The organism is Paenibacillus sp. Soil787, from assembly GCF_001429545.1.
In the GTDB taxonomy this organism is placed as follows: Bacteria; Bacillota; Bacilli; order Paenibacillales; family NBRC-103111; genus Paenibacillus_E.
Window position 1 is genome coordinate 106865 of record NZ_LMSP01000002.1, and the last position, 26848, is coordinate 133712.

Sequence of the window (26848 nt, forward strand, 5' to 3'; positions counted from 1 at the left end):
ATGAAACGAGTATTATCCGGTATGCAGTCCAGCGGACAGCTGACGATTGGCAACTATATTGGCGCACTTCGCAATTATGTGAAGCTGCAGCATTTGCATCGCTGTTATTTTATGGTTGTCGATATGCACGCTATCACGGTTCCTCAGGATCCGGCAGCTTTGAAGGAGCAAACAGAGTCTATAGCCTCGCTTTATATTGCTGCGGGACTAGATCCTAGTAAAGCATCCATTTTCCTGCAATCCCATGTTCATGCGCACGCGGAGCTCGGCTGGATCATGACGACGCTGACACACATGGGAGAGCTGGAGCGTATGACACAGTTCAAGGACAAATCCGAAGGCAAGGATTCCGTCGGTGCCGGCCTATTTACGTATCCATCTCTGATGGCAGCAGACATCCTTTTATACAATGCGGACCTTATTCCAGTCGGAGATGATCAGAAGCAGCATCTGGAGTTGACGCGCGACTTGGCGAACCGCTTTAATAACCGGTTTGGTGAAATGTTTGTCATGCCGCAGCCTTATATGCCAGAGATCGGTGCGAGAATTATGTCTTTGGATGATGCATCCAAAAAGATGAGTAAAAGCAATCCGAATGCCGGCAGTTACATTGCCATGCTGGATGAGCCCGATGTCATCCGTAAGAAGCTTAGTCGAGCAGTCACAGATTCTGGCCGTGAGGTAAAGTATGATCCTCAGAACAAGCCGGAGGTTAGTAATTTAATGTCGATCTACTCACACTTTGCAGAGATGAGTTTAGTTGAGATTGAAGCCAAATACGATGGGCAAGGCTATGGACCTTTCAAAAAGGATCTAGCTGAGCACCTCGTTGCTGTTCTCGAGCCGATCCAACAACGTTATAGTGAAATTCGCAAATCAGGCGAAATTTTCGATATTTTGAAAAAAGGTGCGCAGGAAGCTGCTGAGGTAGCTGATCAAACCCTGCTCGAAGTGAAGAAGCGGATGGGCTTCGTCGTTATCTAAAAAGCAAAAAGAGCTCAAACAGCTAGTATAGCTGATTGGGCTCTTTCTCTTAATCGTGCTGCTTCCTTCGTTAAGACCGCGTATTCTTCTTGCGAATCTTCGCTTTAACCGCAAATCCATATCCGATAAAGCCTAAGGAGATGATGGAACAGGCAAGGATCATCCAAGGCTGCCTGAGGGCAATGAATAAACTGATGGAGGCGAGCAGCAGGGTGCCAACAACAGCGAAAAGAAGAGCGAGTGGTTTGCTCATGAATGTGGCCTACTTTCTAGAAGATTGAACAGTGTCTTCTTATTTTAAACTTTTTTGATCGCTGTGCATATAAATTCATTTCCTCCACATACTATCTTTGCAAGCTTGCAAATACATCAAAGATTATAGCTGACTGAAAGGAGTCTGAATCCTTATGGCACAAAATCGTAGCAGTAACACATTGGTAGTTCCACAAGCCAACCAAGCTTTAGATCAATTGAAATATGAGGTAGCTCAAGAACTGGGCATCCAAATTCCTCAAGATGGTTACATGGGTTATATGGCTACTCGCGATGCTGGTGCAATCGGTGGTAACATTACTCGCCGTTTGGTACAAATCGCTGAGCAAACGCTAGCAGGACAATCTGGCTTCCGCAGCTAGTTAGCCCTGACTTCGGCAATAGCTTTCCCAATTACGTAACAATAAAGCCCAGGGGCCTAAAAACCCTTTGGGCTTTTTGTGTAGAAAGTATAAGTTTTATACTTTTGCTTCGCATCTACCTTGACAAACGCGCTCGTCCCTGAAGGACGACGGAGTCGTTTATCCTTGATGACTTTTTTAAACGTAAAAAAGACGCGTTTGGTTAACGCGCCTCTTTTCTAATAAAGATCCACTTTTAGCTTTTTTTCCAGCCTAGTGTCACTTACCCAGCCCACATAAGAATCGAGTGTTTGGAAATTGTGATCCATCCGGATAACACCTACGAAAGGATACTGCTTGCGGTGGCGATAACGCACATCAGCCCATCTTACTTCATATCCGAAGCGGTGTTCTTTTACTTCCGCACAAGTGAAGGAGGAGAAGTAGAGTAAGGCTTGGATGTCTTCGTGACTCTTAGACGCCTCGATAGCTGGATGGTCTTCACATTTGACGGTGTCAATCCACCTGAGCTTTGAATTCTTCATTTCACCCAACTGGAAGGTGCCGTCTGTTCTGCGTTTCACTACGTTCCATACGTAGAGGCTGAATGTTACAATAAGTGTGTATTTATCCCCAGGCATATAGGTGGGGTCTTTGCGATAAAGCCCTTTTTCTAAGATATAATGGTCGAGTGAGCGCCAGATGTAATATAGGGCGATAACCCCGTACAAAGTCGGGAATACCAGCTTTGGGCTAGCGACATGGAAAGACCACATGAAGATAGCTGCGATATGGCTTGAAAAGATAAAGGGATCAAAGATGTGTATAATGTTCCATGACACCCACTTTTCAGAGAATGGCCGAAACGCTTGTGTACCATATGTGTTGAAACAATCTGTAAAGACGTGAAAACAAACGGCGATTCCTACCCACATACCAAGGTGCAGCAGGGGGATTCCATGGAAGAAAAGAGCAAGAGCTCCAGTGATCAGCAGCGTCCATAAAAGTAGTGCCGGCAAAGAGTGAGAGCGACCACGATGATTACGAATGTAAGCGGCGTTCCCTTTAAAACGAAGCAGCCCGTCCACATCCGGAATCTGTGAGCCAATAACCGTTCCGATGAAGACCGCAGTGGTTGCCGCTGTGTCCGCAGAAACGCTAGGGTCAATTTGTGACAGTCCCGCTAACCCTAAACCAATTACGAGATGAGTACCTGTGTCCAAATGGGTTTCCTCCTAAGAATTTTCCGTATGGAAAATTTTCTTCGTAAGCATGGGCTGAGTTTTCCGTAGGAAAACTTAATTCAGTTGATAAGAAAGTATAAGTTTTATACTTTTGCTTCGCATCAACCTTGATAAACGCGCTCGTCTTATAAGTCGACGGAATCATTTCTCCTTGTAAGCATGGTCATTTTTCCGTCTTTTTATTAGTTTACCATTTTGGAGCAAAAAATAAATCAGAGGGAGATCTAAAAATGTCCAAAGTTTTTGTAGAGTATGCCATAAAACCCGCTTTTCGGGAGTCTTTTCTCATCTATATGCAGGAATGGCAGCGGCGGGAAGGGCGATTTGAACTGCTGGAGGGAACGGATCAGGAAGGACTTTTTGTGGAAATTTGGAAGGAAGTTACTTATGAAGAGTATCTCTCTTTGAAACGAGGACGTTTGCACGGAATCGAAAATGATTCCTATCAAGCCGAATGGGAAGAGTGGATTGAAGGCGGCCTGCGCAAACTGCATATGTGGCATTTCACGGAAGTGACTTCTTCATGACAAAAAAGCCGCTGCTCTAACGAAAAGAGCAAGCGGCTTACTATGTGATCTAACCATTATCTCTGCGGGCCAACTCCACCTGTGTATGGATACATGTAATTGAGTTCCTCGTCGAAGGTAATGTAATCTAGATTGACCATGAGCAATAAGAAACGCATGCCGGTAGCTGGATCGCTGATGATGATATGATCGCGTCCTGCTGCCTCCAGTTTGCCTTTGAAAATTTTGGCATTCCATTGCGAATTATTTTCGTATGTCATGTAGATCGTTGCTATCTTACCGAGGTTTAAACGGAGAATATTTTCGATATAGGATTGTTCCATGGGGAGTTGACCAGGTACATTTACACCGGTTTGCGGACCGCCAGCAGGTGGAAATTGAGTTCCACTTGGCATAGGCACAGGCATAGGCATAGGTTTATTAGTACTCATTGGTGGAACGGGATAAGCCGGATACGGAGATCCGTAAGGGACTTGCGGGGTCATGCCTGGGTTTCCTAGGTTACCGATTCTGTAAGGGCTGTTCAACATGTTGGTATTTCCTCCTTGAGCTTTCCTTTGGAAAGCTTTCTTCATAATTGTAATGCAAAGCAGAGTCTAAGTACGTGTCATTTTCCATAATCATCATATTGTGCATCAGCCCATTTGGTGACTGGTTTTGCTGAATTATCCCAAACAAAAAAAAGCCCCATTGGGAGCTCACGTGAGTAGAAATTTATAACCGACACCCCAAACCGTCTTAATATATTTCGGTTCTTTGGGATCAACTTCTATTTTTTTGCGAAGGTTTGCGATATGTACATCGATTGCACGTTCGGTTACATAGGAATCGAAACCACGGACCCGGTTTAGAAGTTCCTCCCGGCTGTATACTCGTCCTTGATTTTGCCAAAAAAGTTTCATAATTTCAAATTCAGAGAAAGTGGTCTCTATTATTTTGCTATGTACAATAAGGTAGCGCTTCTCTAGGTCCAGATGAACGACTTGCTCGGACGTATCGGTAGATGGAACTGGCGGAGGAAAGGCATGTGAACGTCGCAGTAAAGCTTGTATTCTTGCTGACAGTTCCCTCATGGAGAATGGTTTACATAGGTAATCATCAGCACCAGTCTGCAGGCCTTTGACGCGATCGGAGACCTCATTTTTGGCGGATATCATAAGAATGGGGATGGTTGACGAATTGCGGAAGTCTGTGCATAGCTGAATCCCGTCAACATCAGGCAGCATAATATCAAGCACGATGACATCAGGTTCGAAATCTCGGAATAGCACTTCGCCTTGACGTCCAGTTTCCGCACGCATAACTTGATAGCCTTCTTCGTACAAATAAATCGACATCATCTCACCAATGCTTAAATCATCTTCAATAATTAAAATCTTAGACATAAACGTTCCCCCTCCTTTTCCTTCAAAAGGTTCGGTGCTAGATATGCCGGCCGCAACATTCGATCCTATATATGCATGTTATCATTATACATTTTGTGACGTCCAGTTTAACTTTATAATTAGTTCCTTCGTATGAAAAAAAAGAAGCTGGACGGTACTTGACGCCTAGTTGCATAGGTCAAGTCATCCAGCTTCCTTTTATAAAGCGGGTCCGTGAAATCATAATCATACCGTTAAATGCTTTCGGACTTGATCTTCGCTCAAATGCTCGGCATGGCCTTCGGCGGCTATTGTCCCTCGGTCCAATACGTAATAGTAATCGGCGATGCTTGTAGCGAACTCTAAGCTTTGTTCGACCAGCAATACGGCAATTTCTCGACTGCGTTTGATTGATTCAATGATGGCTTCAATCTCCATGACGATAGAAGGCTGGATACCCTCCATCGGCTCATCCAGCAGCAGCAGCTTAGGGCCAGGGGCAAGGGCACGGGCTATCGCTAATTGCTGCTGCTGCCCGCCGCTGAGGTCGCCTCCTTTGCGGTGAAGCATTTGACGAAGCACGGGGAAGGTGTCAAAGAGAGAATCAGGGAGCTTCTTTCTTCCATCTATTGCAGCTTCAAGGCCAAGCAGCAGGTTTTCCTCGACAGTAAGCTGCGGGAAAATCTCACGGCCTTGCGGCACGTAGCCGATCCCTAATTTGGCTCGTCGATCCGGCGGGAAGGACGTTATATTCCGTTCGTTATAGTGGATCGTGCCGGACTTCGGCTGAATGAGTCCCATTATGCTCCTCATGAGTGTGGATTTCCCAACACCGTTGCGGCCCATTAGACAAACGATTTGGCCAGGTTTCACCTGAAGATTGACATGGCGAACAACCATACTCTCACCGTAACCGGCTTCTATCTTCTGAAGGTTAAGCACCTCGCTCCACTCTCCTTCCGAGATAAACTTCAGCAACTTTTTCATCATTCTGAATATCCTGCATGGTGCCTTCCCGAAGCACGGTTCCTTCATGAAGTACCGTGACTGTTCTAGCGAACTTACGAACAAATTCCATATCATGTTCAACTACGATGATCGTCTGATTAGACGCAATTTCGTGCAGCAGCTCGCCTGTTTTCTCGGTTTCGCTATCTGTCATGCCGGCGGCAGGCTCATCCAGCAGCAGCAGATCGGGTTCCTGCATGAGCAGCATCCCGATTTCAAGCCACTGCTTCTCGCCGTGAGAGAGTGACCCTGCGCGTTCTTTGACTTTGCTTTGCAGGCCAATCATCTCGAGTCGGAGATGCAAGCGGTCTCGTTGTTCACTTGTCGTCTTGGTCCATAGTGCGCTGAGGAGGCCGCGCTGCTGTTTCATAGAAAGAGCCAAATTTTCAAAAACGGTTAATGTTGAAAAGACGGAAGGTGCTTGGAATTTACGTCCAATGCCAAGCTCGGCAATTTGGTGTTCTTGGTGCTTGGAGAGATCAATTAATTCTTTGAAATACACGTGACCTTGTGAAGGTTTCACTTTCCCGCAAATGACATCCAAGAGCGTTGTTTTCCCTGCTCCGTTCGGCCCGATGAGAAACCGAAGCTCTCCATATTGCAAGGATAGATCCAGGTTACGCAAGGCTTTGAATCCGTCAAAGTTCACTTCAAGCCCTTTAACGCTAAGGATGTTCTCGCCGGCTACAGGCTGTTGTTTCGCTAATTGTCCTAGCATTGGGATGTTCCTCCTTCAAATTTCATAACATTAAGGATTGGGTTTATGGTCAGCTTGCTTCTTGCGATGAAGAAATCGGCTTTGGAAGCACGGGTTTTTTCCAATTGGAGGTGTAGTGTGTAATCGTACCGACGATACCTTTGGGCAGCAGCAGTACAACAATAATGAACATGGCTCCGAGCATGATAGGCCACCAAGCCGGGTAAGCTTCGCTAAACGTTGTTTTGGCAGCGTTGGTGATTAACGCTCCAAGAACGGCGCCTCCGATTGTTGCGCGCCCTCCAATAGCTACCCAAAGAACCATCTCGATAGAAGGGACGATGCCCATTTGTGCAGGTGAGATAATGCCTTCCTGAAGGACGAAGAGCACACCGGCAAGTCCGGCTAATCCTGCTGAAGCGCAGTAAATGAATACTTTAAAAGTGACTGGATTGTAGCCAATAAAGCGAACCCGATTTTCCCCATCACGAATGGCTGTAAGAATGTTCCCCATCCGACTGGTGACGAGCAGACTACATAGAATAAGTACGACAACAACAACAGCTAAGGTGAGATAGAAAAATAATAATTTCGTTGATTGTGATTGCAGGTTTAAGCCAAGAAAGGTGGTGAAATTGGTTAACCCGTTAGTTCCACCTGTATAGCCTTGTTGACCAACGAATAAAGTGACGGTAATAATGACCAGCGCCTGAGACAATATGGAGAAAAAAGCACCTTTAATGCGGTTGCGGAATGTAAAATATCCCAAAATGAACGCGACGATCATTGGAACGATAAGTGCAAGAAGGAATGCAGCGCCTGCATTGTGGAAAGGAACCCAGAACCAGGGGAGGCTTTCAACGCCGCTCCATGACATGAAATCGGGCAGTTGGTCTGGCGACGCGGCGAGCTTAAGATGCATGGCCATGCAATAAGCCCCAAGTCCAAAGTAGACGCCATGGCCTAGGCTAAGAATCCCGGTATAGCCCCAAATTAGATCAATTCCCATGGCAATGATGGCATAAGCGAGAAACTTGCCAAGAAGGGAAAGTCGGAAGTCTGACATGAACAGAGGTGCCAGAGCGATAGCGATCAAAAAAATGGCATAAACGATCAATTTAAGCTTGGATTGTCCCGCTAAGAGCATGGAAGATGCCACATCCTTTCTTCAATCTAAGGATCTTGAACGGATCGTCACAAGTCCCATCGGTTTCCATTGCAAGAAGGCGATTATGAGTGTAAAAACAAGTACTTTACCGAGTGTAGCACTTGTTGTGTATTCCAAAGCTGTATTGAAAACCCCAATGCCTAATGCTCCTGCTACGGTGCCAATCAGCTTGCCAATTCCACCAAGTACAACAACCATGAACGCATCCACAATATAGTAAGTGCCTATAGTTGGTCCAATAGGCCCTAGCAGCGTTAAGGCGCATCCGGCAATACCTGCCATTGCGGAGCCAAAAGCGAAGGATTGAGCATCTACTCTGCGTGTGGAAATGCCGAGACAAGCAGCCATTTCACGATTCTGCATAACAGCTCTCATTCGTCTTCCTCCGGCAGAGTGATACAGATACATATAAATGACCAAGATACACAGCGCAACCAGAGCAATAATAAAGAGGCGCTTGTAAGGGAGAATGAGGTCGGCTGATAGATGAAGTCCGCCTTCCAACCATTCGGGTGCTTTAACAGCCACATTAGGAGCACCAAAGATGGTGCGTGCAAGCTGCTGCAAGGCAAGGCTCACTCCCCATGTAGCAAGCAGGCTGTCTAGCGGTCTGCCGTACATGAATCGAATGAGAAACACTTCGAGCAGCCAGCCAACGAAGAAGGCAACTGCAAAGGCAACACCTAACGACACGATGAAATACCATCCGAAAGCGGAGGCAGGTAGAAACTTCTGAAACCACTGCTGGACTAGATAAGCCATATAGGCGCCAATCATGATGAATTCGCCATGGGCCATATTCATAACATTCATCAAGCCAAATGTAATCGCAAGACCGATGGCGATCAGCAGCAGAATGGAGCTGAGGCTTAGACCGTTAAATAATTGAAGAAGCAGCAGACTCATGGCATTCCCTCCCAGTAAACCCCAAAATGGTGAAATCCAGGACTGCCGTTAGGCAATCCTGGCTCCAATAATTAACTTTATTTTTTCGTTACTTCGCCGCCCCAAGGGTATGTTTTGAGGAAAGGATCTGGTTTGAGAGGTTGGCCGGAGTTCCATATTTCTTTGATTTGGCCATCAGCCGTAATTTGACCGATACGTGCCGTTTTGGAAATATGTTGGTTCTCTCCATCAATAACCACTTTACCTTCAGGTGCGTCAAACTCGATCCCTTTGGCAGCAGCTTTCACTTTGTCAACCTCAAAGGATCCTGCTTTCTTAACAGCTGCAGCCCATAAGTAAACGGCCGTGTAACCAGCTTCAATCGGGTCGTCCGTAACGCGGTCTTTCCCATATTTGGCTTTGTAAGCTTCCACGAATTTTTTGTTCTCAGGAACATCCGTTGTTTGGTAGTAGTTCCAAGCTGTGTAGTGTCCTTCTAGGACAGAAGCTCCAATACCGCGAACCTCTTCCTCAGCGATACTTACGGACATTGTTGTTAGATCTTTGGATGAAATGCCTGCATCTTTCAATTGCTTGAAGAAGGCTACGTTACTGTCGCCGTTCAGCGTATTGAAAATGACATCCGGTTTCTCCTTTTTGATTTTACTAATGATTGTATTGTAGTCGGTGTGTCCAAGTGGTGTGTATTCTTCGGCAACAAGTGTTCCGCCATCAGCTTTCAACTGTTCTTTAATAATTTTGTTGGCTGTTCTTGGGAAGACATAATCGGAGCCGAGAAGGTAGAATTTCTTGCCTTTGTTTTGCAGCAGCCAAGTCACCGCAGGGATAATTTGTTGGTTCGTTGTCGCTCCTATGTAGAAAATATTAGGTGATGATTCCACGCCTTCATACTGTACCGGATACCACAGTAAACCTTTGTTTTGTTCGACGACCGGAAGCACCGCTTTGCGGCTGGCAGATGTCCAGCAGCCAAAGATCGTTACAACGCTGTCTTTTTGCAGTAACTTCTTAGTTTTCTCTGCAAAGGTCGGCCAATCGGATGCCCCGTCTTCAATCACGGGCTTGATTTTTTTACCTAAGAGTCCCCCAGCTGCATTAATTTCGTCAATCGCCATAAGCTCAGCATCTCTTACAGATACTTCACTAATGGACATGGTGCCTGTGAGTGAGTGAAGAATCCCAACAGGTACAGTTTCATCCTTCGTCTCCGCCTTAGCTTCAGCGGCTTTGGTCGCCATAGGTGTAGTTGTCGTGGATGTAGTTGGCTCTGATTTTGCACAGCCAGCCATGACCATCATCAAAGCCATACTCAAAGCGACTGTGAGCTTACCTTTGTTTCTTATCTCTCTCATTCACGTCCCACTCCCTTTGCTTACAAGATTTGGATTACAAGGCTTATGATAAAGTGCAAAACAAGTTAGTGTCAACATAGATGACACGCATTAATTGTTTTTTGTTAACAACGCACAAAAACCAGCTATTTCTTTGTGAAAATCACATAAAATACGAAGGATGACATCAGAAATTGTTGTCTACATGTCATGATATCTAACATTAATGATTTACAATCATGAAATACACGAATATAATAAAGATAAAGAATTACCATTATTCGGATTTTAATGAGGTGAAGATGTGCATTTAACGGAGAGAGAAAAAGAAAAGCTGCTCATTACAGTCGCTGCTGATCTAGCGCGCCGAAGACTTGCCAGAGGCTTGAAACTGAATTATCCCGAAAGCATAGCGCTGCTAACATCCGAAATTATGGAAGGAGCCAGGGATGGATTGACCGTTGCTCAATTGATGGCATTCGGTACAACGATTCTGAGAGCAGAGCAAGTCATGGAAGGTGTACCTCAAATGATTCATGAAGTACAGGTAGAGGCTACGTTTCCCGATGGGACCAAATTAGTTACCGTACATGAACCAATAACCTAACCATACAAATGATGAATCGAAAGGGGCGAGAAGATGGTTCCAGGCGAATATCGAACAGTCAAGGGATATATTGAAATCAATATAGGAAGACAAACGGTTAATTTGATCGTTACGAATACAGGAGATCGTCCCGTTCAGGTGGGGTCGCATTTTCATTTTTTTGAAGTGAACAGAGCGTTGGACTTCTCGAGAGAACAAGCCTATGGCATGCGTTTGGACATTCCCGCGGGAACCGCTGTCCGTTTTGAGCCGGGGGAACAGAAACCTATACAGCTCGTTGAACTTGGTGGAGCCAAACTTTCTTATGGACTAAATAACTTGAGTAATGGCTTAGCGGCTAATGGGAATATGTCAAGTGCTGCGAGAGAAAGATGGCAAGCATGGGAGGAAAAGTCCGGTGAATCGAATAGATCGTAAAAGTTATGCGCTAATGTTCGGGCCTACAACGGGAGATGCCATTCGTTTGGCTGATACTGAGCTTTGGGCACAAATCGAGCATGATTACACCGTATACGGTGATGAATGTAAATTTGGCGGCGGTAAGGTCATTCGTGACGGGATGGGGCAGTCCAGTGGAGCTACCCGTGACCAAGGTGTTCTCGATACCCTGATTACGAATGCGGTCATTATCGACCACTGGGGTATTGTCAAAGGTGACATCGGCATTAAGGATGGTCATATCGTAGGGATCGGTAAAGCGGGGAACCCAGACATTATGGATGGTGTGCATCCCAATATGATTGTGGGCGCGAGCACGGAAGTCATTGCAGGTGAAGGTAAAATTGTGACTGCGGGCGGAATCGACGCGCACATTCATTTTATTTGTCCCCAGCAAATTGAAACGGCGCTTTCCTCTGGCGTGACGACGATGATTGGTGGAGGAACAGGACCTGCTACAGGGACGAATGCCACAACTTGTACGCCTGGTGCATGGCACATGCAGCGAATGCTGGAGGCTGCTGAAGCTTTTCCTATGAACTTGGGCTTTACGGGTAAAGGCAATGCTTCTTTTCTAGCTCCGTTGACGGAGCAAATTGAAGCGGGAGCTATTGGATTGAAGCTTCATGAAGATTGGGGAACGACGCCGGCAGCAATCGACACTTGTCTCGAAGCAGCAGATCAATATGACGTACAAGTAGCCATTCATACCGATACATTAAATGAAGCGGGATTTCTCGAGGATACGCTCGCAGCTATCAAGGGCCGTACGATTCATACGTATCATACCGAAGGAGCAGGCGGGGGGCACGCGCCGGATATTATCCGTGCGGCTGCTGAGCCTAACGTACTACCGTCTTCGACAAACCCGACCCGTCCATATACGATCAATACCATTGAAGAGCATTTGGATATGCTCATGGTGTGTCATCATTTGGACAGCCGTATTCCCGAGGATGTTGCTTTTGCGGATTCTCGGATTCGTCCGGAAACGATTGCTGCGGAAGATATTCTTCACGATCTTGGCGTATTCAGCATGCTAAGCTCGGATTCTCAGGCAATGGGGCGGGTTGGCGAGGTCATTATTCGTACATGGCAAACCGCCGATAAAATGAAGAAACAGCGCGGCCCGCTAGCTCCCGATACGGAAGATGGCGACAATTTCCGAATTAAACGTTACATCGCCAAATATACGATTAATCCAGCGATTACGCATGGGATTTCGCACCTTGTCGGTTCCATTGAGCCTGGCAAATTTGCGGATCTTGTCATATGGAGCCCGATGTTCTTCGGGGTTAAGCCAGATCTGGTACTCAAAGGCGGAAGTATCGCTTATGCGCAAATGGGAGATCCGAACGCGTCCATTCCAACCCCGCAGCCTGTATTTGGGCGTCCGATGTTTGCTGCTTTTGGTAAAGCTTTGACGCAAAGCTCGATTACCTTCGTTTCTCAAGCCGCCTATGATCGCGGCATTGCTGAGAAATTAGGGCTGCAAAAGCGTGTCGAGCCTGTGAAAGGGTGTCGCCATATATCGAAGAAAGACATGATTCATAATAACGGTACACCTTCTATAGAAGTAAACCCTGAAACCTATGAAGTGAAAGTTGATGGGGAAGCCATTACTTGTGAGCCGGCGACCGAGCTGCCGATGGCGCAGTTATATTTCTTATTCTAAAAGAGTGGGAAGTCCCCAATCGAGGTGACGACATAAAAGCGATGACAACAAAGACAACGACATTCATGGAAGAGATGACGCCGAGGTTTCACTGGCTCGCTTATCAACAGCTTCTGGATTCAGCCTTGCCCATTGGCGGATTCTCTCATTCCTTTGGTTTGGAAACGCTCGTTCAACAAGAGCGATTAACAACGATTGAAGAGCTCGAAGCTTATATTCGCACGATGCTCGCAAATAGCTGGGCATCAACAGACACAATGGTAATCAAAGCTGCCTATACCCATATTCCAAGGCAGGAATGGGATCAGCTCTGGGAGATTGACCGCATGCTGCATGTGCAGCGTGTATCGAGTGAAGCGAGGAGCGGCGTTCAAAAGATGGGCCGCAGGCTGCTCCAGCTATCACGATCGATGTATCCCGCGCTGAACTGGCTGCCTCTGGACGAAGCTGTGAAAGCAGACCGCTGCAGCTCCAATCATCCGATTGTCCACGGATGGGTAAGCTATCACCTCGGTGTGCCGCTCAATCAAGCGGCAGAAGGCTATCTGTACAGCTGTATCATGACCTGTATCAACAGTGCGCTTAGACTTATGTCCATGGGTCAAACTCAAGGGCAAATTCTTCTTGCGAAGCTGCTTCCTTTGACCGGGAGCGAGTGGCAGCGAGTAGCGCATTTAGATCCCTTGGATGCGTATACGAATGCACCGGCCGCAGATCTCGCCATGATGCAGCACGAAACGCTGTATTCACGATTATTCATGTCTTAATCATAAATTTTAGGAGGAATGACTATGTGTCAAGGTCAAGGTCATCATCACCACCACTGGGAGAAACCAGCTGTGGATCGGAGTCGCCCTATGCGTATTGGAATCGGCGGGCCTGTTGGCTCAGGCAAAACAGCGCTAGTAGAGCGTCTAGCGCGGAAACTCAACAACCGCTACAGTATTGCGGTGATTACCAATGATATCTATACGAAGGAAGATGCCCGTATTTTGATTAGCTCTGAAGCACTGCCTGAGGAGCGCATTATTGGGGTAGAAACAGGCGGATGCCCGCATACAGCGATCCGTGAGGATGCTTCGATGAATTTCGAAGCCATTGAAGAGCTGGAGAAGCGGTTCGAGAATCTCGATATTATTTTCATCGAGAGCGGCGGCGATAACTTGGCTGCAGCGTTTAGCCCAGAGCTGGTAGATCGCTTCATCTATATTATAGATGTCGCTCAAGGGGAAAAAATACCGCGCAAAGGCGGTCCTGGCATTATGCGTTCCGATATGCTCATTATCAACAAGATCGATCTAGCCCCGTATGTAGGTGCCAGCCTGGAAGTGATGGATTCGGACACGAAGAAGATGCGCGGCGACCGTCCGTACATATTCTCCAACCTGATGGGCGGCACAGGGCTGGACGATATTGTCACATGGGTGGAACAGGAGTTCAGCCATGCCTAGCGTGACCGGGGAGATTAAGGCGGAATTTGCAGTACGCAGCGGCTTGACGCAGCTCGTCCGCAAATACCATGCCTCCCCGCTCAAAATCGCCAAAACGTTTCGTTATGAGAACGAAACGCTCATCCAAGGCGCCCATCCTATGGATCAATTGGGTGTCTATATGATGGACTGCTCCCCAGGACTCATGTCGGGGGATCATTATGAAATCAGCGTGCGCCTTGGAGAGGGCGCACGTGTTTTTCTAACGAACCAATCGTTCACGAAGGTTCATCCGTCTGAGGCTGGCCACGGAAGCACGCAGCGCCAGACGCTTCATTTGGAAGCTGACGCGATGCTGGAATACATCCCAGAGCCCTTAATGCTCTATAAAGATGCCAGCCTAGCCGCAGAAATGGATGTTCATTTAGCAGCTGGGTCCGCGTTGATTTTCTCGGATATATGTTGTCCGGGACGAACGCAGCGAGGCGAAATATTTCAGTATTCACGTTATATGAATCGAATGAAAGTCTGGCACGGCAAGGAATTGATCTTTTATCAGAATCAAAGAATTGAACCACAGATCATGCAGCTATCAGCTCCAGGTTGCTGGGGGCGGGAAACACATCTCGGTAATCTGTACATTTTCTCGGATCGCCTTAAACAGCGTCATCTCGATGAAGTATTGGAGAGTCTTGAAGAGCTTGAGGGTGTAGAAGTCCGTATTGGAGCCAGTCTTACGCATAAATACGGTTTAGTTGTCACAGTCATGGGAAGACATGCTTGGGAATTGCAGTTAGCTCTGACGAAAGCATGGCAGGATATTCGCCGCAGCTTATTAGCATTAACGCCATTAATGGTTAATAAATAGTAAGATTAAACATAGATGGGAGCCCTTGAGGGCTCCTTTTTCCATGGAATCGAATGCTCCGATCATTTTCCACGCATACTGGAAGGAGAATCGACAATATGATGACAACTGCCTGCACTTCATTGTCAAACGATGTAGGGGTTGGTATGATGGGAGTGTTCATGATTAAGGTTGCTCGGAAATTCGACATAGAGGAGGACGTTTTACGTGGAAAATCAAGTTAGCTACGAAAGCGTTTCGAACGGTTCGTCACAAGGGTCCATTGGGGCAGAAACCATAGAAGCTAGCAATATGCAAGCATCGGCTGAGCCGGTGACCATGAAAGATTTCTATCGCTTGGTAAAACCAGGCATTATTTATTCCAATTTAATGACAGCTTTTGCTGGCTATTGGATGGCCGCACATTGGGATGTAAGCTGGGTACACCTTATTATGACCATGCTAGGAACAGCTCTTGTGATGGCAGGAGGAACGGTGCTCAACAATTATTTGGACCGTGAAATGGATGCGAAGATGGAACGGACGCAGAATAGAGCTCTTCCAAGTGGGAGAATGAGTGCGAATGTTGTTCTATGGTACGGTATTATTCTAGGAACGATCGGTCTGGGAGTCCTATATTTTGGAGCGGAATCGCCTCTAGCAACGTTGATCGGACTGATTGGCCTGTTCTTGTATGTTTGGCTCTATACCGCATGGTTTAAAAGAACTTCAGTATGGAGTACATTCGTTGGGGCATTCTCTGGCGCTACACCTCCCGTTATAGGATACTGTGCCGTAAGTGGTACGGTTGATCTAGGTGCTATTCTTCTTTTTGCTTTCTTATTCCTCTGGCAGCCTCCGCACTTCTGGGCTCTTGGGATTCGCCGTATGGAAGAATATCGCGCTGCAGGATTCCCGCTTTTACCCGTAGTCAAAGGGACATACGTGACCAAGATCAGCATGGTGCGTTATGTAGTTTTACTTGTTCCTGTAACCGTGATGTTAACAGCTTATGGATACGTAGGTTACTTGTTTTTATTCGCATCAACCATCTTAGGATTGATTTGGGCATTCATGAGTATCAAAGGCTTTAAGGCAACAGGTGAGGCCGAAGTGGTATGGGCTAAACGCATGTTCCTGTTCTCTCTGTTGTATTTAACTCTCCTATCGTTCCTCATGGTCATTGATACAGTGAAAATTAGTTAGAATTGAGGGCTGAAGTAATGAATACGTTTATCGGGAAAAATTGGTTTAAGCTAGCGCTGGGCGCTATTTTAATTGCCATGATTGCATCATTTGCTTATAAATTATGGGCTAACGGCAGTGAACCGGACCCACGCTTGACAGCAATGAAACAAGCTCCTTCGTTCCAACTGCAGGACTTAGACGGTAAAACTGTTTCCTCTCAGGATATGGATGGTAAGGTTAGACTCGTATACTTCTTTTATTCGTTTTGTCCGGATGTTTGCATGCCGACGACTTTCTTGCTCTCTCAGGTTCAGGAATCTTTGAAGAAAAAAGACTTGCTGGGTACTAAAGCGGAAATTGTATCGATAACCGTCGATCCAAATCGTGATACACCGGAAGTGCTTAAAGAATTCGGTAACCGTTTTGAATCGAAGCCAGTTCCAGGCGGGTGGACGTTTCTCCGCGGAGAGGAATCCAAAATTCACAAGCTTGCTGAAGATTTCGGCATTATGGTGGTTAAAGAGAAGGATGGCAATTTCTCGCATTCCAATGCTATTCTGCTGGTTGACCCAAAAGGAAAACTCCGGAATTATTATGATGCGAGCAATCCAGAGTTGGATGTTGACCATATTATCAAAGATGTCGTGACTTTATCTAAAGGCAAGTAAGTCCATTATTCATCCTATTAACTATTCAAAAGCAGGGTCTGGAGCAGGGTATTTGATATACTCTTCCAGCCCTGCTTTTTCTAATTGCTGAATGATGTATTCTTCAGGTGTACCTTCCACGCCGGCATACCCTCTGCGCGTATAGATATGTTCTGCGTCTGGAAACATTTCTCGCAATAGAAAACGTATTTTTTTGCCGGAAGCATCATTATCCGTAAAGATGAAAACAGGATTGTCATCCGCTTTTTTTCTCAGTTCTTCGAGCGTTAACGAGCTTGGGGTGCCGAAAGTGCAGAGGATCATGATACTTTCATCAACCACACGTTTTAATCGGCTTTTATCATTTTTACCTTCTACAATGATGACAATCGACATGGGATTTCCTCGCTTTAGGTTTTTTTGTAGTATAACCCGTTTTCGCAAGTGATCCAAGGATTTCATTCGACGATTAGCCAAATATGATGCTGTCATTTCCCGGGAAATGACAGGGATTGACAGCGCAAAAGACGGCTTGATGAGCTCAAGCCGCCATTTTATCGGGAAATTACGTTGTGATAGGCGTTTTTAATGTGCGGAGCGGTAAGAGGGAAAGTGCCAGCATTAAGACGAAAAATGCGATGAAATAAGAGGAAATGTGGTCGCGAAGCTGTCCGGCCATCATGGGACCGATAAAGGCGCCAATGGAATAGGAGATGGAAAGAAGGGAAAAGACGCGTCCGTATCGATTGCTGCTTGTTATACCGGCAAGTAGGGCAGCGAGAGCGGGATAAATGACACCTTTCGCCATTCCGATTAAGAAAAGGGAAACCGTGAGCGGTATCGGCCACTGAATGGCTAAACCGAAGAAAATGACCGCAAGCGATATACTCCCACAGACCGTTCGAATAAACGGAGGGATCTTATTTAAGAACCAGAAGCTGATGCTTAACAGGGCGCCTAAACTGATTAAAGTGAAAAAAACGCCGGACGTTAAGATTGAGTCTCTGGCCGACTTCATAAGTGGAAGCTCAAAGAAAAGAATGCCTTGCGAGCAGGAGAGTGCCATCGGAATGAGAAAGAATAACCATGGAATCGTTACGGCGGCGGGTAGGTCTGATTCATCTCTCAGAATGCCATGACCATGATGATCTAAGATAGGGGATTTGCTCCCTGTTTGGGCTAAGAGCTGCTTTTCTTTCACGCCGAAGATGGCAAGAATGCCTGTGATAATAAGAATCCAACCTAAAACGGAGAAAGCTGTTGTAAACCCGATTTTGGCAACTAATACAGCACCTGCTGCTGGAGATACCACGGAAGCAAGGGTATGTATGAGACCGTTGCCAGCCATCAGTTTGCTTTGATGGATGCGATCCTTGGCTATGCGTGCAAGCAGCGATAAGCAGGCAGGCGATAAGAAGGCGAGTACGAATCCGCTAATCGAACGAATGTATAGCAAGTGCCAAGGATCTTTCACATTGGATTGAAAAAGTAAGATGATCCCTGCTACAATCAGGCTAAAGACAATAAAGATTTTACTTCCGTATTTGTCTACGCCATAGCCGGCAATTAGATTCCCAGGCAAATGGGTAATTGAGTATACGCCCATAATTAGCCCTATAAATGAAGGAGCTGCTCCTAAAGATAAGGCGAAGGGAGAAAGAATCGGGTACTGCGCGTGTAAATCAAAAAAAGCAACAAACATAAATAAGTACAACCAAATAGCTGTTCGCATGTTCTCACCACCTCAATCATTTAGACTTGTCTCTTCTTAAGATGTACGCCGCTCGTCCTATAGATATGACCTTTCCATACAAATGACACAATTCTGTTTTTAGGAGGCTTTATGGACGCATATGTGATTGTTTTACTAGCTGGCGCGGCTATTTTCCTGGTTTTTCGGTTGAGGCAGTCTTTTCGAAAGACGAGAAGCAGAATCGATCAAACAGAGGAGATCGAACGAAAGTTAGCCCTGTTAAGGAAAAAAAGAGATGAAGATTAAGGAGTCCCTGTAGTATGATAGGAAAGGACTTTTGGATAATTAGGAGGGGTTAGTTTGGATCAGTGGATTTCCTTTGCGCAGGATCGTTGGTACTTAATTGTAGCTGCTATTATTGTGCTTTTTATCGTGGTCGGTATTGTGAAAACTGTGGTTAAATGGATTCTGGTCATCGCGATTGTTGGGGCTCTTGTCGTTTATGGAGCGAGCTATAAGGATAAAATAAGGGATATTGGGGCAAGCGTAGTCTCACAAGTTGGCGATGAAATCAAAGATAAGGCTGTCAGTACGTTGACCTCGGAAGCTAAAGATGCACAATTTAAAGCGAATCCAGATGGTTCCTTTCTTATTACGACGAAGAGTTTAAAGGTGGAAGGCAAAGCCGGGACGGATGAAGTACAAGTCACCTTCCTTGGTAAAACGTTTAAGATGAACGCGAACGCAGCCGTTAATGCTTTCATCGAGCAAGCAAGGAAAAACGCAAAGCAGTAAGTTGAGTCATATTTTTATTAAAATAGGATGGTGAGAAATGATGACGGATATGACGTGGTTACAATCAACTTCGATAAATTTAATATCCATTGTGATCGTTCTCACATTTGCAGGCTCTGTCGTTCAAGGATTTTTCCGGGGAGGCTCAGGTTCAGCCAAACATCTTCTGTCTATGCTCGTGGAGGCAGTTATCGTCATTCTGTCCATGATTATCGCGTGGAAGGGGGTCCAGTGGGCATCGCCTGTGATTCAAACCTGGTTGAAAGGGCAGAATTTACAAATTCCATCCGTAGAGATCAGCATGCTTAAACAAACTTATTATACAGCGATGACGAGTATCCGTGATTTCCCGCTGCTGCGTTTCGGTGTATTGTTTTTACTTGGCTATATGATCGTGAAGCAATTGCTGAATCTATTGGTTGATCCCTTGTTAGGAAGTTGGTTGGCTAATCGAGATCCTTACAGGGAGCGCAGCAACTCTTTTATTAGTTCTGTCTCGGGTGGAGCCATTGGTTCTGTCGCAGGACTCGCTAGGGCACTCATTCTTATCGCTGTTCTTTTCATTTATGTAACGTTATTCCCGCACTCCTTGATTACACCTTACATTGAATCGTCACAAATGTATCAAAAGGGTGCCAAAGAAGTCATTTCACCCTTCACAGGTGACTTCATTGCTGACAAAGTACCCGTGTTCACACGTGCTGTCGAACAGGAATTTACGAATATCCTGCAGCGTAAGTATGAAGTTCTAGACGCAAAAGTTCCAGGCAATATTGCAGATGCGGCCAAAGAAGTAACCGCCAGCGGGAAAACGGATGAAGAGAAGGCCAAGTTGTTGTATAAATGGGTAGGCAACTACGTCAAATATGATTGGAATAAGGTAACTCTTTATGAAGAGAAACGAATCTGGAAGGAACAGACGCCGGAGGATACCTTCAACACCCATGAAGGGGTTTGTATAGACTACTCTAGGTTGTATGCTCAGATGGCTAGATCTATCGGCCTTGATGTGAAAGTTGTTACGGGGCTAGGCTATGACGGGCAGGGCAGCTACGGGCCTCACGCTTGGAATGAGGTTTACCTGAAAGAGTCTGATCGCTGGGTACCGCTAGATTCCACCTGGGTGGCAAGCGGAGGCAACTGGTTCAATCCGCCTAACTTCGATCAAACACATGTTAAGGACGCTTAGTAAGTATCAAGATGAAGCCTTTCCTTTGGATATCAAAGGAAGGCTTCTTTATGTTTAAGGAAGCTGTTCCCTCTAGAAAATCATGGGTAGTTCCGAAGGTTTTCTCATATGATGATTAAATGTGGTACACTACTAAGATAGCATTGTTTATAGAATGAGGGAGATTGTATGCGGAAACCACTTCAGGAATATAAGATGATTTACTTAGATGCTGGGGACACTTTACTTACGATTCCAGCAGCCCAGACGATACTCAAACAGTATTTACAATTGCGATTTGTGGATCGTGATGAAGCTCATATTAGTGAACTATTTACGGAAGCTTTTCGTCTTTTTTATTATGTGAATAAGCAGGACAATTTCGCGGTTTGCAGTCCAGAGTCAGATCGTGAGTTCTGGGTTAACTTATATAAATATGTGCTTCATAAATTGGGCATTCATGAAGAGTGGACAGAGGAAGAGATTTATGCCTGCTGCCACGAGCTTTATGACATTTATACGGCACCAGAGTATTATGAATTGTTTGATGATGTTAAGCCGTTCTTAGATGGATTGAAGGCCCGAGGTTTTCGAATAGGGATTATCAGCAATTTTGCTCCTACCTTGAAAGCCATATTGGAGGATAAGGGGATTTTGCAAGATTTCGACCCTGTCATTGTTTCAACAGAAGTGGGTCTAGAGAAGCCGGATCCGGCGATTTTCCAGCTTGCCTTGGATAGGGCGGGGTTAGAGGCTAAGGATATTCTTTATATCGGCGACCATGAAACGAATGATATTTGGGCGCCAAATCAAGTCGGTATCGATGCTGTACGAATTATCCGTTATTCCTATCATACAGGAGAGGGTATTCATTCCCTGCTTGAGCTGTTTCATGAACAAGCCATTGCGTAAGAAAGGATCTGAGAAGCGATGAAGTCATCCATTATGGATGATCCGAAGAAAAAAGAAGTTACCAAAAAGCGGCACTTTTCGTTTCGGATCAATATATTTTTCTTTTTAACATTTTTATTATTTTCGATCTTAATCGTGCGATTGGCAATCTTACAATTCGTTCAAGCCAAAGATCTTAAAGCGGCAGAAAATACAAACACGAATCAGACCACGAGTATCGCTCCCATTCGAGGCAATATCTACGACTCTACAAAATCTCCTCTGGCCTATACGATTCCTGTTCAGTCCTTGTTTTTCCGTATTGAACCAGGTCAACAAAATAAAGATGAAGTGATTACTCTTGCTCAGCGGTTAAAGGTTGATGTTTTTGATAAATATGCCAAACCGAATACAGTCAGCCCTACTCCAGAAGAGATCGTTTTAGCGATGGATTTGGGTTACGATATTAATAAAAATAAGGTAAAAGACCCTAGTTATTATTGGGTTCCGCGGCGGATTAAAGCAGATCTATCCAAAGGGGAAATGGCCTATTTGCTTGAGCATCGAGATGAATTTAAATGGCTGGAAGTGACGGAGGAAAGTATCCGTACTTATGAAATGGACGATGACAACAAGACCACGATAGCCACGCATTTGGTTGGATATTTGAAATCATTTTCTACGCAAACGGCCAAAGATATTTATAAAGACAGCCCAAATAGCGAAGAGTACCTGAACTCAGAAAATGTAGGATTTGACGGCATTGAACGCATGTATCAAGATGACCTGCGCGGTAAAAATGGGAGCAGGAAATATCCCGTCAATGCGGCTATGAAAATTATCGGAAGAGCCGAAGTGACAGCGCCTGTCAAAGGGAATAATCTCTATCTTTCGATTAATAAAGATATCCAGAAGGCAACAGAGAGAATGCTGGAGGATCATATCAAATATTTACGCAGCCCCACTCATGCCAATGATATGTATATGAAAACCGGGATGAAGGCCTCCTCTGGTTTTGCCGTTGCGATGGAAGTGGATACGGGGCGCGTTGTTACTATGGCAAACTATCCGGATTACGATGCTAACGCTTGGACCGGAGGGATTTCGCCGGATATTTATAAAGAGATTGGTACGTATATTTCCAATGGCTCCATCATGACAGCTAAGTCCAAATATCCAGATGAAAAAGAGAATGCGAAGCATCCGTCTTCCATTGTTTTTATGGGTTCAACCATTAAGCCTTTGTCGGTATTAATTGGACTGAAGGAAAATCTATTGGCAGATGATTCCTATTATGATACAGGATCATTTAGCTTTGGTAAGGGAGGCACCAGCACAATATCAAACTCTGGTAAGGCTGCTTATGGACCCCTCAATGCTTCGTCTGCTATTGAACACTCGTCTAACACGTACATGTCCGCAAAAATAGGTATTCCTTTTTATTTGAAATATGGCGGAGAATCACCAAAGGTTACAGCCAAATGGGCAGAATACCTTGCGAAATTCGGTATGGGAGTGAAAACAGGAAGCGGTCTTCCAGGTGAATTTGCAGGTTCCAACGATTTTATTAAAAATGCTCAAAAAGACAGTTACCAATCCGCAATGGTCTATGCTTCATGGGGACAAAATGAAAAAACGACAACGCTGCAGCTCGCTCAATATACGGCGACATTGGCCAGCCGCGGGAAACGTATGAAGCCACTCTTTGTAGATGAAATTCAAGACTACCAAGGTAAATTAGTTAAAAAAATTGAGCCAGAGGTTATTGAGGATTTTTCCTCTGAATTCGATAAAGAAGATTGGAATATCATTATTCATGGGATGAAAAGCGGTGCCGAAGGCATAGATGAATTACCTTTTAATGTAGCACGCAAAACAGGTACGTCGACACAAGCTGTATCAGGAGGCTCGGTAGAAAACGCGGTGTTTATCGCATTCGCTCCTGTAGAGAATCCGAAGTTAGCCGTTGCGGTTGTTGTGCCAGAAGGCGGATTCGGACGCTACGGGGCATCCCCGATTGCAGCCAAAATCTTTCAGGCTTATGACGCCGCGAATGACGGCATTCTAACGAAGCTCGGGGGCGGGAAAAGGCCGTGGTAAGTGATTAGGATTACAGGAAAAAAAGTGATTATAAAAGGGGACCTGCAGAAGCAGGTCCTTTCTTCATATGTTTTGGGTTAAAGGGTAAGCGAAACTTACCCCTTATTTATAGGGCTGCTGTGGATACGGATGTATGCATCGCTAAAGTGCGGGAGCGCGTGGAAGTGACTTGATAGTGAGAAAACACGCTTAAAATCGGAGGATAAGTCCGGAGCCTCCGTAATGTCTGCTGAAGCGATGAAATTCAATACTAAAGTGTGAGAAAGCAGCTAAAGTGGCGCGAGACGTCTGAAAAGGACCTCTCAGCTGCAGAGAATAGGCGAGTTAGCTGATTTGCAGCCTGAGAAGGCAGAAATGGTCGTCTTGGGGGCCTGAATGTCGATTCATCGTCCATTCTTGCTCTACATGGAGGTGTCTTAAATCGGGATCAATCATAGAAAATGCAACATTGGTAACCGCTATTGCTTATCTGCCCTTACGAATGACTCTAAAATCGAATTTTGGAGTTATGAATATCGTTTTGCGCAGCATTAATTGATTCGTGCAGCACTCAACCGCAGGAACCGTTTCGCATCCTTGAGCATATCCTAATGTAGGGGAAAGAACATCTTTCATCCTAAAAGTTGCACAAGGTAAACTTTTATGCATAGAGGAAAGGTGGAGAATTGTATGAAAAAAACCAGGTTATCAGCTTCATTAAAGCGACTTCTGATTTCCATCATTTTTCTATAGGATACAGCGCTTTCACGTACTTTCATCGCATTTCCAGAATGACGGACAGATATGGTATACTTATATATCGGTTGTCGAAGAGAAAGATTGATGAATGGTACGGAGGAGTGAGTTTCACCATGTGTGGTATTACGGGAGTAATGTATTTTGAAGATAGAGAACCAACCACTGCAATGTTGCAGCAAATGACAGATGTTATTGTTCATCGGGGTCCGAACGATTCCGGTTTTTGGACGGATAATCGGATTGGACTCGGCTTTCGCCGTTTGTCCGTTATTGATCTAAAAGAAGGGCATCAGCCATTGGCTAACGAGGATGATTCCGTATGGATCATTTTCAACGGGGAGATTTATAACTATAAGGCTTTACGCAGTATGCTGCAGGAGCGTGGGCATCAATTCCGCACGCAAAGTGATACGGAGGTTATCGTTCACCTCTATGAGGAGTATGGAGAGGAATGCGTCAAATACATGCGCGGCATGTTTGGCTTCGTTATTTGGGACAAGAAAAAGAAGCAGCTGTTCGGAGCGAGAGACCACTTCGGCATTAAGCCGTTTTACTATCATTTCAATGACCGCCAGTTCTTGTTCGGCTCCGAAATTAAGAGCTTGCTGGCTGCGGACGGCATGAACCGGTTGATCCACACGGACAGCTTGCTGAACTATCTGACCTTTCAATATGTGCCAGAACCTAATACCATGTTCCATGGCATACACAAGCTTCCCCCAGGGCATACGGTCAAAATAACGTTTGACGGAGAAATGTCGATACATAAGTATTGGGATCCCATGTTTGAGCCGGAGGATCGTCCGTTTGACTATTATGTGGAGCAAATTCGGGAAACATTGAAGGATTCGGTCAAGCTCCACATGGTTAGTGATGTGGATCGCGGCTGTTTCTTGTCGAGCGGGATTGACTCGACGGCGATTGCTACACATATGCGGAATATCGAACCGATCCGCACGTTCTCCGTTGGCTTCGAAGGCGCCAACAATGAAACGCCGATTGCCGCCCAAACGGCTGCGACACTCGGCACAGAGCATTACGACAAAATCATCACGCAGGATGATTTCTTCGGCACGATGCCGAAGGCGATCTGGCACCAGGACGAGCCTGTCGCCGATCCTTCGGCCATTGCTCTTTATCACGTGGCGAAGCTTGCGCGCGAGCAGGTGACGGTTGTGCTGTCCGGCGAAGGCGCGGACGAGCTTTTCGGCGGCTACCGCATTTATCGCGAGCCGCAATCCTTGCGACCGATTGACCAGCTGCCGCCACCCTTGAAACGCATGCTGAACCGCTTTGCCCGGATGCTGCCAAGCAGTATGAAGGGCCGCAACTATTTGCTGCGCGGCACGACACCGCTTGAGGAGCGTTTCCTCGGCAACGCCAAAATTTTCTCCGAGGATATGAAAGCGGAGGTGCTGCGTCTTGATAATGAGATGCTGCGCGCCTATAAGAATCCCGTGCAAATTGCTGGCGATTATTACAGCAAGACGAAGCATCTTGATCCAGTGAGCCGGATGCAGTATATCGACATGAATCTATGGATGCCTGGCGATATTCTGATGAAGGCTGACAAGATGACGATGGCACACTCACTCGAGCTGCGTGTTCCTTTCCTAGATAAGGAGCTGTTCGAAGTGGCACGACGCATTCCGGCAAAGTACCGAATCGCGAATGGAACGACGAAGTACATTTTCCGCAAGGCCATGGAAGGTATCATCCCTGATCCGATCCTGAACCGTCCGAAGCTGGGCTTCCCAGTGCCATTGCGCGATTGGATGAAAGGTTCGATGGGCGATATGGTCCTGGAGCAAATTAAGTCCAGCGGGATTGAAGATTATATTAACATCAACGCTGTCGAGCGCATGCTGCATAAGCATCGTAATAATCAGGGCGATTTTGCTCGCCGCATATGGACTATCTATATATTTGCCCTCTGGCATGTGACATTCATGGAAGAACTGCCTAAGAAAGTGCTCGCTGCTTACTAGGTCTACTAATGACGTAGAGACAGGGGATGGGAAACCGTGGGATCTTATAAATTACTTGCCCTCGATATGGATGGCACCTTGCTGGACGATGACAAAAAAATATCAGTTGAAAACCGAGAAGCGATTCAGGAAGCGACTAAAGCGGGGAAGATTGTTATTATGTCTACAGGACGCGGAGCTGCAAGCGCTATGCCTTATATTCAGGAGCTTGAACTAACCTCACCGCTTGTCGTGGTAAATGGTAGTGAAGTATGGGAGTCTCCGTCTAAATTACTTAAGCGGACCCTGCTTCCTGCTGAGACGGTACGCAATTTGCATAGTTTGGCTCAAACGTATGATTGTTGGTGGTGGGCTTATTCTGTTGAAGGTGTGTTCAATCGCGAGAGCGAAGCCATGGACTTTGACAGCCAAGAGTGGCTAAAATTCGGTTATTTCACCGAAAATATGGAGAAACTGCAGCAAATCCGGGAGATCGTGGAGGGATGGGGAACACTTGAAATAACGAATTCCCATCCATCTAATATTGAACTTAATCCATTAGGCATTAGTAAGGCGAGCGGCGTGGAGACGGTATGTCAGCTTCTAGGCATTAGCATGTCCGAAGTCATTGCAATGGGGGATAGTGAGAACGACATCGCGATGATTCGTGAAGTAGGTCTTGGTGTAGCTATGGGCAATGCACAGGATGAAGTGAAGCGTATTGCGGATATTACGACCGTGACCAACAATGAACATGCCATTGCTAAAGTGATTCGCACTTATATGCTGTAGGAGTAGAAGTGATAAACCGCTTGGATTGG

General features: G+C 45.8%; 29 protein-coding genes. 18 read left to right on the plus strand and 11 right to left on the minus strand.

The window, feature by feature from the left end:
- Entirely contained in the window at nt 1-984 is a 984-nt protein-coding gene (trpS, locus tag ASG93_RS05135; protein WP_056829530.1) for a tryptophan--tRNA ligase, read from the plus strand.
- Between the two features lie 70 nt (nt 985-1054).
- Here trpS and ASG93_RS05140 read toward each other — a convergent pair whose 3' ends face one another.
- On the minus strand, nt 1055-1237 hold the full coding sequence (locus ASG93_RS05140; RefSeq protein WP_029194821.1) for a DUF5325 family protein: 183 nt from the start codon (nt 1235-1237) through the stop codon (nt 1055-1057).
- 154 nt (nt 1238-1391) lie between these two features.
- Here ASG93_RS05140 and ASG93_RS05145 point away from each other — a divergent pair, with 154 nt between their 5' ends.
- Entirely contained in the window at nt 1392-1619 is a 228-nt protein-coding gene (locus ASG93_RS05145; RefSeq protein ID WP_056829533.1) for an alpha/beta-type small acid-soluble spore protein, read from the plus strand.
- A gap of 218 nt (nt 1620-1837) precedes the next feature.
- Here the strand turns inward: ASG93_RS05145 and ASG93_RS05150 are convergent, their stop codons facing one another.
- On the minus strand, nt 1838-2821 hold the full coding sequence (locus tag ASG93_RS05150) for a metal-dependent hydrolase (protein WP_056829535.1): 984 nt from the start codon (nt 2819-2821) through the stop codon (nt 1838-1840).
- A 251-nt stretch (nt 2822-3072) separates the two neighbouring features.
- On the opposite strand from ASG93_RS05150, the gene ASG93_RS05155 reads away from it, so the two are divergent.
- Nucleotides 3073-3369, plus strand: a complete 297-nt coding sequence (locus ASG93_RS05155) for a hypothetical protein (RefSeq protein ID WP_056829537.1) — start codon at nt 3073-3075, stop codon at nt 3367-3369.
- Between the two features lie 56 nt (nt 3370-3425).
- On the opposite strand, the gene gerQ is transcribed toward ASG93_RS05155, so the two are convergent.
- From gerQ to urtA, 7 genes are all read right to left on the minus strand, one after another.
- The gene (gene gerQ / locus ASG93_RS05160) at nt 3426-3899 is read right to left on the minus strand and encodes a spore coat protein GerQ (protein ID WP_235550746.1); all 474 of its coding nucleotides are present in this window, start codon (nt 3897-3899) and stop codon (nt 3426-3428) included.
- Nucleotides 3900-4067: 168 nt separating this feature from the next.
- A complete protein-coding gene (locus ASG93_RS05165; protein WP_056829539.1) occupies nt 4068-4754 on the minus strand; it encodes a response regulator transcription factor in 687 nt (228 codons plus the stop codon).
- Nucleotides 4755-4979: 225 nt separating this feature from the next.
- Nucleotides 4980-5723 carry an urea ABC transporter ATP-binding subunit UrtE gene (urtE, locus tag ASG93_RS05170; RefSeq protein WP_082614706.1) on the minus strand — a complete coding sequence of 248 codons (744 nt, stop codon included), beginning with the start codon at nt 5721-5723 and terminating at the stop codon, nt 4980-4982.
- The gene (gene urtD / locus ASG93_RS05175) at nt 5668-6459 is read right to left on the minus strand and encodes an urea ABC transporter ATP-binding protein UrtD (RefSeq protein WP_056829542.1); all 792 of its coding nucleotides are present in this window, start codon (nt 6457-6459) and stop codon (nt 5668-5670) included. Before urtD ends, urtE begins: the two co-directional genes overlap by 56 nt.
- A gap of 49 nt (nt 6460-6508) precedes the next feature.
- Nucleotides 6509-7585, minus strand: a complete 1077-nt coding sequence (gene urtC, locus ASG93_RS05180) for an urea ABC transporter permease subunit UrtC (RefSeq protein ID WP_056829545.1) — start codon at nt 7583-7585, stop codon at nt 6509-6511.
- A 21-nt stretch (nt 7586-7606) separates the two neighbouring features.
- Complete coding sequence (gene urtB, locus ASG93_RS05185) at nt 7607-8512, minus strand: urea ABC transporter permease subunit UrtB (protein ID WP_047681504.1); 906 nt, start codon at nt 8510-8512, stop codon at nt 7607-7609.
- A 77-nt stretch (nt 8513-8589) separates the two neighbouring features.
- On the minus strand, nt 8590-9864 hold the full coding sequence (gene urtA / locus ASG93_RS05190) for an urea ABC transporter substrate-binding protein (protein ID WP_056829546.1): 1275 nt from the start codon (nt 9862-9864) through the stop codon (nt 8590-8592).
- 283 nt (nt 9865-10147) lie between these two features.
- Between urtA and ASG93_RS05195 the strand changes: the two genes are divergently transcribed.
- From ASG93_RS05195 to ASG93_RS05230, 8 genes are all read left to right on the plus strand, one after another.
- A complete protein-coding gene (locus ASG93_RS05195) occupies nt 10148-10450 on the plus strand; it encodes an urease subunit gamma (protein ID WP_029194808.1) in 303 nt (100 codons plus the stop codon).
- A 33-nt stretch (nt 10451-10483) separates the two neighbouring features.
- The gene (ureB, locus tag ASG93_RS05200; RefSeq protein WP_056829548.1) at nt 10484-10867 is read left to right on the plus strand and encodes an urease subunit beta; all 384 of its coding nucleotides are present in this window, start codon (nt 10484-10486) and stop codon (nt 10865-10867) included.
- Nucleotides 10868-10880: 13 nt separating this feature from the next.
- A complete protein-coding gene (gene ureC, locus ASG93_RS05205) occupies nt 10881-12563 on the plus strand; it encodes an urease subunit alpha (protein WP_056829948.1) in 1683 nt (560 codons plus the stop codon).
- 41 nt (nt 12564-12604) lie between these two features.
- Nucleotides 12605-13330 carry an urease accessory protein UreF gene (locus ASG93_RS05210; protein WP_235550747.1) on the plus strand — a complete coding sequence of 242 codons (726 nt, stop codon included), beginning with the start codon at nt 12605-12607 and terminating at the stop codon, nt 13328-13330.
- A gap of 24 nt (nt 13331-13354) precedes the next feature.
- A complete protein-coding gene (ureG, locus tag ASG93_RS05215; protein WP_056829550.1) occupies nt 13355-14014 on the plus strand; it encodes an urease accessory protein UreG in 660 nt (219 codons plus the stop codon).
- A complete protein-coding gene (locus ASG93_RS05220) occupies nt 14007-14861 on the plus strand; it encodes an urease accessory protein UreD (RefSeq protein ID WP_056829552.1) in 855 nt (284 codons plus the stop codon). The genes ureG and ASG93_RS05220 overlap by 8 nt, the downstream gene beginning before the upstream one ends.
- A 207-nt stretch (nt 14862-15068) precedes the next feature.
- Complete coding sequence (gene cyoE, locus ASG93_RS05225; protein ID WP_235550748.1) at nt 15069-16046, plus strand: heme o synthase; 978 nt, start codon at nt 15069-15071, stop codon at nt 16044-16046.
- 17 nt (nt 16047-16063) lie between these two features.
- Nucleotides 16064-16696, plus strand: a complete 633-nt coding sequence (locus ASG93_RS05230) for an SCO family protein (RefSeq protein WP_056829554.1) — start codon at nt 16064-16066, stop codon at nt 16694-16696.
- A 21-nt stretch (nt 16697-16717) separates the two neighbouring features.
- Here the strand turns inward: ASG93_RS05230 and ASG93_RS05235 are convergent, their stop codons facing one another.
- Nucleotides 16718-17071: a toprim domain-containing protein gene (locus ASG93_RS05235; RefSeq protein ID WP_056829556.1), complete on the minus strand. Its 354-nt coding sequence runs from the start codon at nt 17069-17071 to the stop codon at nt 16718-16720.
- Between the two features lie 169 nt (nt 17072-17240).
- Nucleotides 17241-18407, minus strand: a complete 1167-nt coding sequence (locus tag ASG93_RS05240) for an MFS transporter (protein ID WP_056829558.1) — start codon at nt 18405-18407, stop codon at nt 17241-17243.
- 111 nt (nt 18408-18518) lie between these two features.
- Between ASG93_RS05240 and ASG93_RS34825 the strand changes: the two genes are divergently transcribed.
- From ASG93_RS34825 to ASG93_RS05270, 7 genes are all read left to right on the plus strand, one after another.
- Entirely contained in the window at nt 18519-18674 is a 156-nt protein-coding gene (locus ASG93_RS34825) for a hypothetical protein (RefSeq protein ID WP_156410803.1), read from the plus strand.
- Between the two features lie 54 nt (nt 18675-18728).
- The gene (locus tag ASG93_RS05245; protein WP_056829560.1) at nt 18729-19163 is read left to right on the plus strand and encodes a hypothetical protein; all 435 of its coding nucleotides are present in this window, start codon (nt 18729-18731) and stop codon (nt 19161-19163) included.
- A 37-nt stretch (nt 19164-19200) separates the two neighbouring features.
- The gene (locus ASG93_RS05250; RefSeq protein ID WP_056829563.1) at nt 19201-20352 is read left to right on the plus strand and encodes a transglutaminase domain-containing protein; all 1152 of its coding nucleotides are present in this window, start codon (nt 19201-19203) and stop codon (nt 20350-20352) included.
- 168 nt (nt 20353-20520) lie between these two features.
- A complete protein-coding gene (locus ASG93_RS05255) occupies nt 20521-21243 on the plus strand; it encodes an HAD-IA family hydrolase (RefSeq protein WP_056829565.1) in 723 nt (240 codons plus the stop codon).
- A gap of 18 nt (nt 21244-21261) precedes the next feature.
- Nucleotides 21262-23322, plus strand: a complete 2061-nt coding sequence (locus ASG93_RS05260; RefSeq protein WP_056829568.1) for a peptidoglycan D,D-transpeptidase FtsI family protein — start codon at nt 21262-21264, stop codon at nt 23320-23322.
- Nucleotides 23323-24173: 851 nt separating this feature from the next.
- Nucleotides 24174-26048 (plus strand): asparagine synthase (glutamine-hydrolyzing), encoded by a 1875-nt coding sequence (gene asnB, locus ASG93_RS05265; RefSeq protein WP_056829570.1) that lies wholly within the window; start codon nt 24174-24176, stop codon nt 26046-26048.
- Nucleotides 26049-26084: 36 nt separating this feature from the next.
- On the plus strand, nt 26085-26819 hold the full coding sequence (locus ASG93_RS05270) for a Cof-type HAD-IIB family hydrolase (protein ID WP_056829573.1): 735 nt from the start codon (nt 26085-26087) through the stop codon (nt 26817-26819).
- The last annotated feature ends 29 nt before the right edge of the window (nt 26820-26848 follow it).

Bases quoted from the DNA above. Each gene is read 5' to 3' on its own strand.
- trpS (WP_056829530.1), top strand. From the start codon at position 1: ATGAAACGAGTATTATCCGGTATGCAGTCCAGCGGACAGCTGACGATT.
- ASG93_RS05140 (WP_029194821.1), bottom strand. From the start codon at position 1,237: ATGAGCAAACCACTCGCTCTTCTTTTCGCTGTTGTTGGCACCCTGCTG.
- ASG93_RS05145 (WP_056829533.1), top strand. From the start codon at position 1,392: ATGGCACAAAATCGTAGCAGTAACACATTGGTAGTTCCACAAGCCAAC.
- ASG93_RS05155 (WP_056829537.1), top strand. From the start codon at position 3,073: ATGTCCAAAGTTTTTGTAGAGTATGCCATAAAACCCGCTTTTCGGGAG.
- gerQ (WP_235550746.1), bottom strand. From the start codon at position 3,899: ATGTTGAACAGCCCTTACAGAATCGGTAACCTAGGAAACCCAGGCATG.
- ASG93_RS05165 (WP_056829539.1), bottom strand. From the start codon at position 4,754: ATGTCTAAGATTTTAATTATTGAAGATGATTTAAGCATTGGTGAGATG.
- urtE (WP_082614706.1), bottom strand. From the start codon at position 5,723: ATGATGAAAAAGTTGCTGAAGTTTATCTCGGAAGGAGAGTGGAGCGAG.
- urtD (WP_056829542.1), bottom strand. From the start codon at position 6,459: ATGCTAGGACAATTAGCGAAACAACAGCCTGTAGCCGGCGAGAACATC.
- urtC (WP_056829545.1), bottom strand. From the start codon at position 7,585: ATGCTCTTAGCGGGACAATCCAAGCTTAAATTGATCGTTTATGCCATT.
- urtB (WP_047681504.1), bottom strand. From the start codon at position 8,512: ATGAGTCTGCTGCTTCTTCAATTATTTAACGGTCTAAGCCTCAGCTCC.
- urtA (WP_056829546.1), bottom strand. From the start codon at position 9,864: ATGAGAGAGATAAGAAACAAAGGTAAGCTCACAGTCGCTTTGAGTATG.
- ureB (WP_056829548.1), top strand. From the start codon at position 10,484: ATGGTTCCAGGCGAATATCGAACAGTCAAGGGATATATTGAAATCAAT.
- ureC (WP_056829948.1), top strand. From the start codon at position 10,881: ATGTTCGGGCCTACAACGGGAGATGCCATTCGTTTGGCTGATACTGAG.
- ASG93_RS05210 (WP_235550747.1), top strand. From the start codon at position 12,605: ATGACAACAAAGACAACGACATTCATGGAAGAGATGACGCCGAGGTTT.
- ureG (WP_056829550.1), top strand. From the start codon at position 13,355: ATGTGTCAAGGTCAAGGTCATCATCACCACCACTGGGAGAAACCAGCT.
- ASG93_RS05220 (WP_056829552.1), top strand. From the start codon at position 14,007: ATGCCTAGCGTGACCGGGGAGATTAAGGCGGAATTTGCAGTACGCAGC.
- ASG93_RS05230 (WP_056829554.1), top strand. From the start codon at position 16,064: ATGAATACGTTTATCGGGAAAAATTGGTTTAAGCTAGCGCTGGGCGCT.
- ASG93_RS05235 (WP_056829556.1), bottom strand. From the start codon at position 17,071: ATGTCGATTGTCATCATTGTAGAAGGTAAAAATGATAAAAGCCGATTA.
- ASG93_RS05240 (WP_056829558.1), bottom strand. From the start codon at position 18,407: ATGCGAACAGCTATTTGGTTGTACTTATTTATGTTTGTTGCTTTTTTT.
- ASG93_RS34825 (WP_156410803.1), top strand. From the start codon at position 18,519: ATGGACGCATATGTGATTGTTTTACTAGCTGGCGCGGCTATTTTCCTG.
- ASG93_RS05250 (WP_056829563.1), top strand. From the start codon at position 19,201: ATGATGACGGATATGACGTGGTTACAATCAACTTCGATAAATTTAATA.
- ASG93_RS05255 (WP_056829565.1), top strand. From the start codon at position 20,521: ATGCGGAAACCACTTCAGGAATATAAGATGATTTACTTAGATGCTGGG.
- ASG93_RS05260 (WP_056829568.1), top strand. From the start codon at position 21,262: ATGAAGTCATCCATTATGGATGATCCGAAGAAAAAAGAAGTTACCAAA.
- asnB (WP_056829570.1), top strand. From the start codon at position 24,174: ATGTGTGGTATTACGGGAGTAATGTATTTTGAAGATAGAGAACCAACC.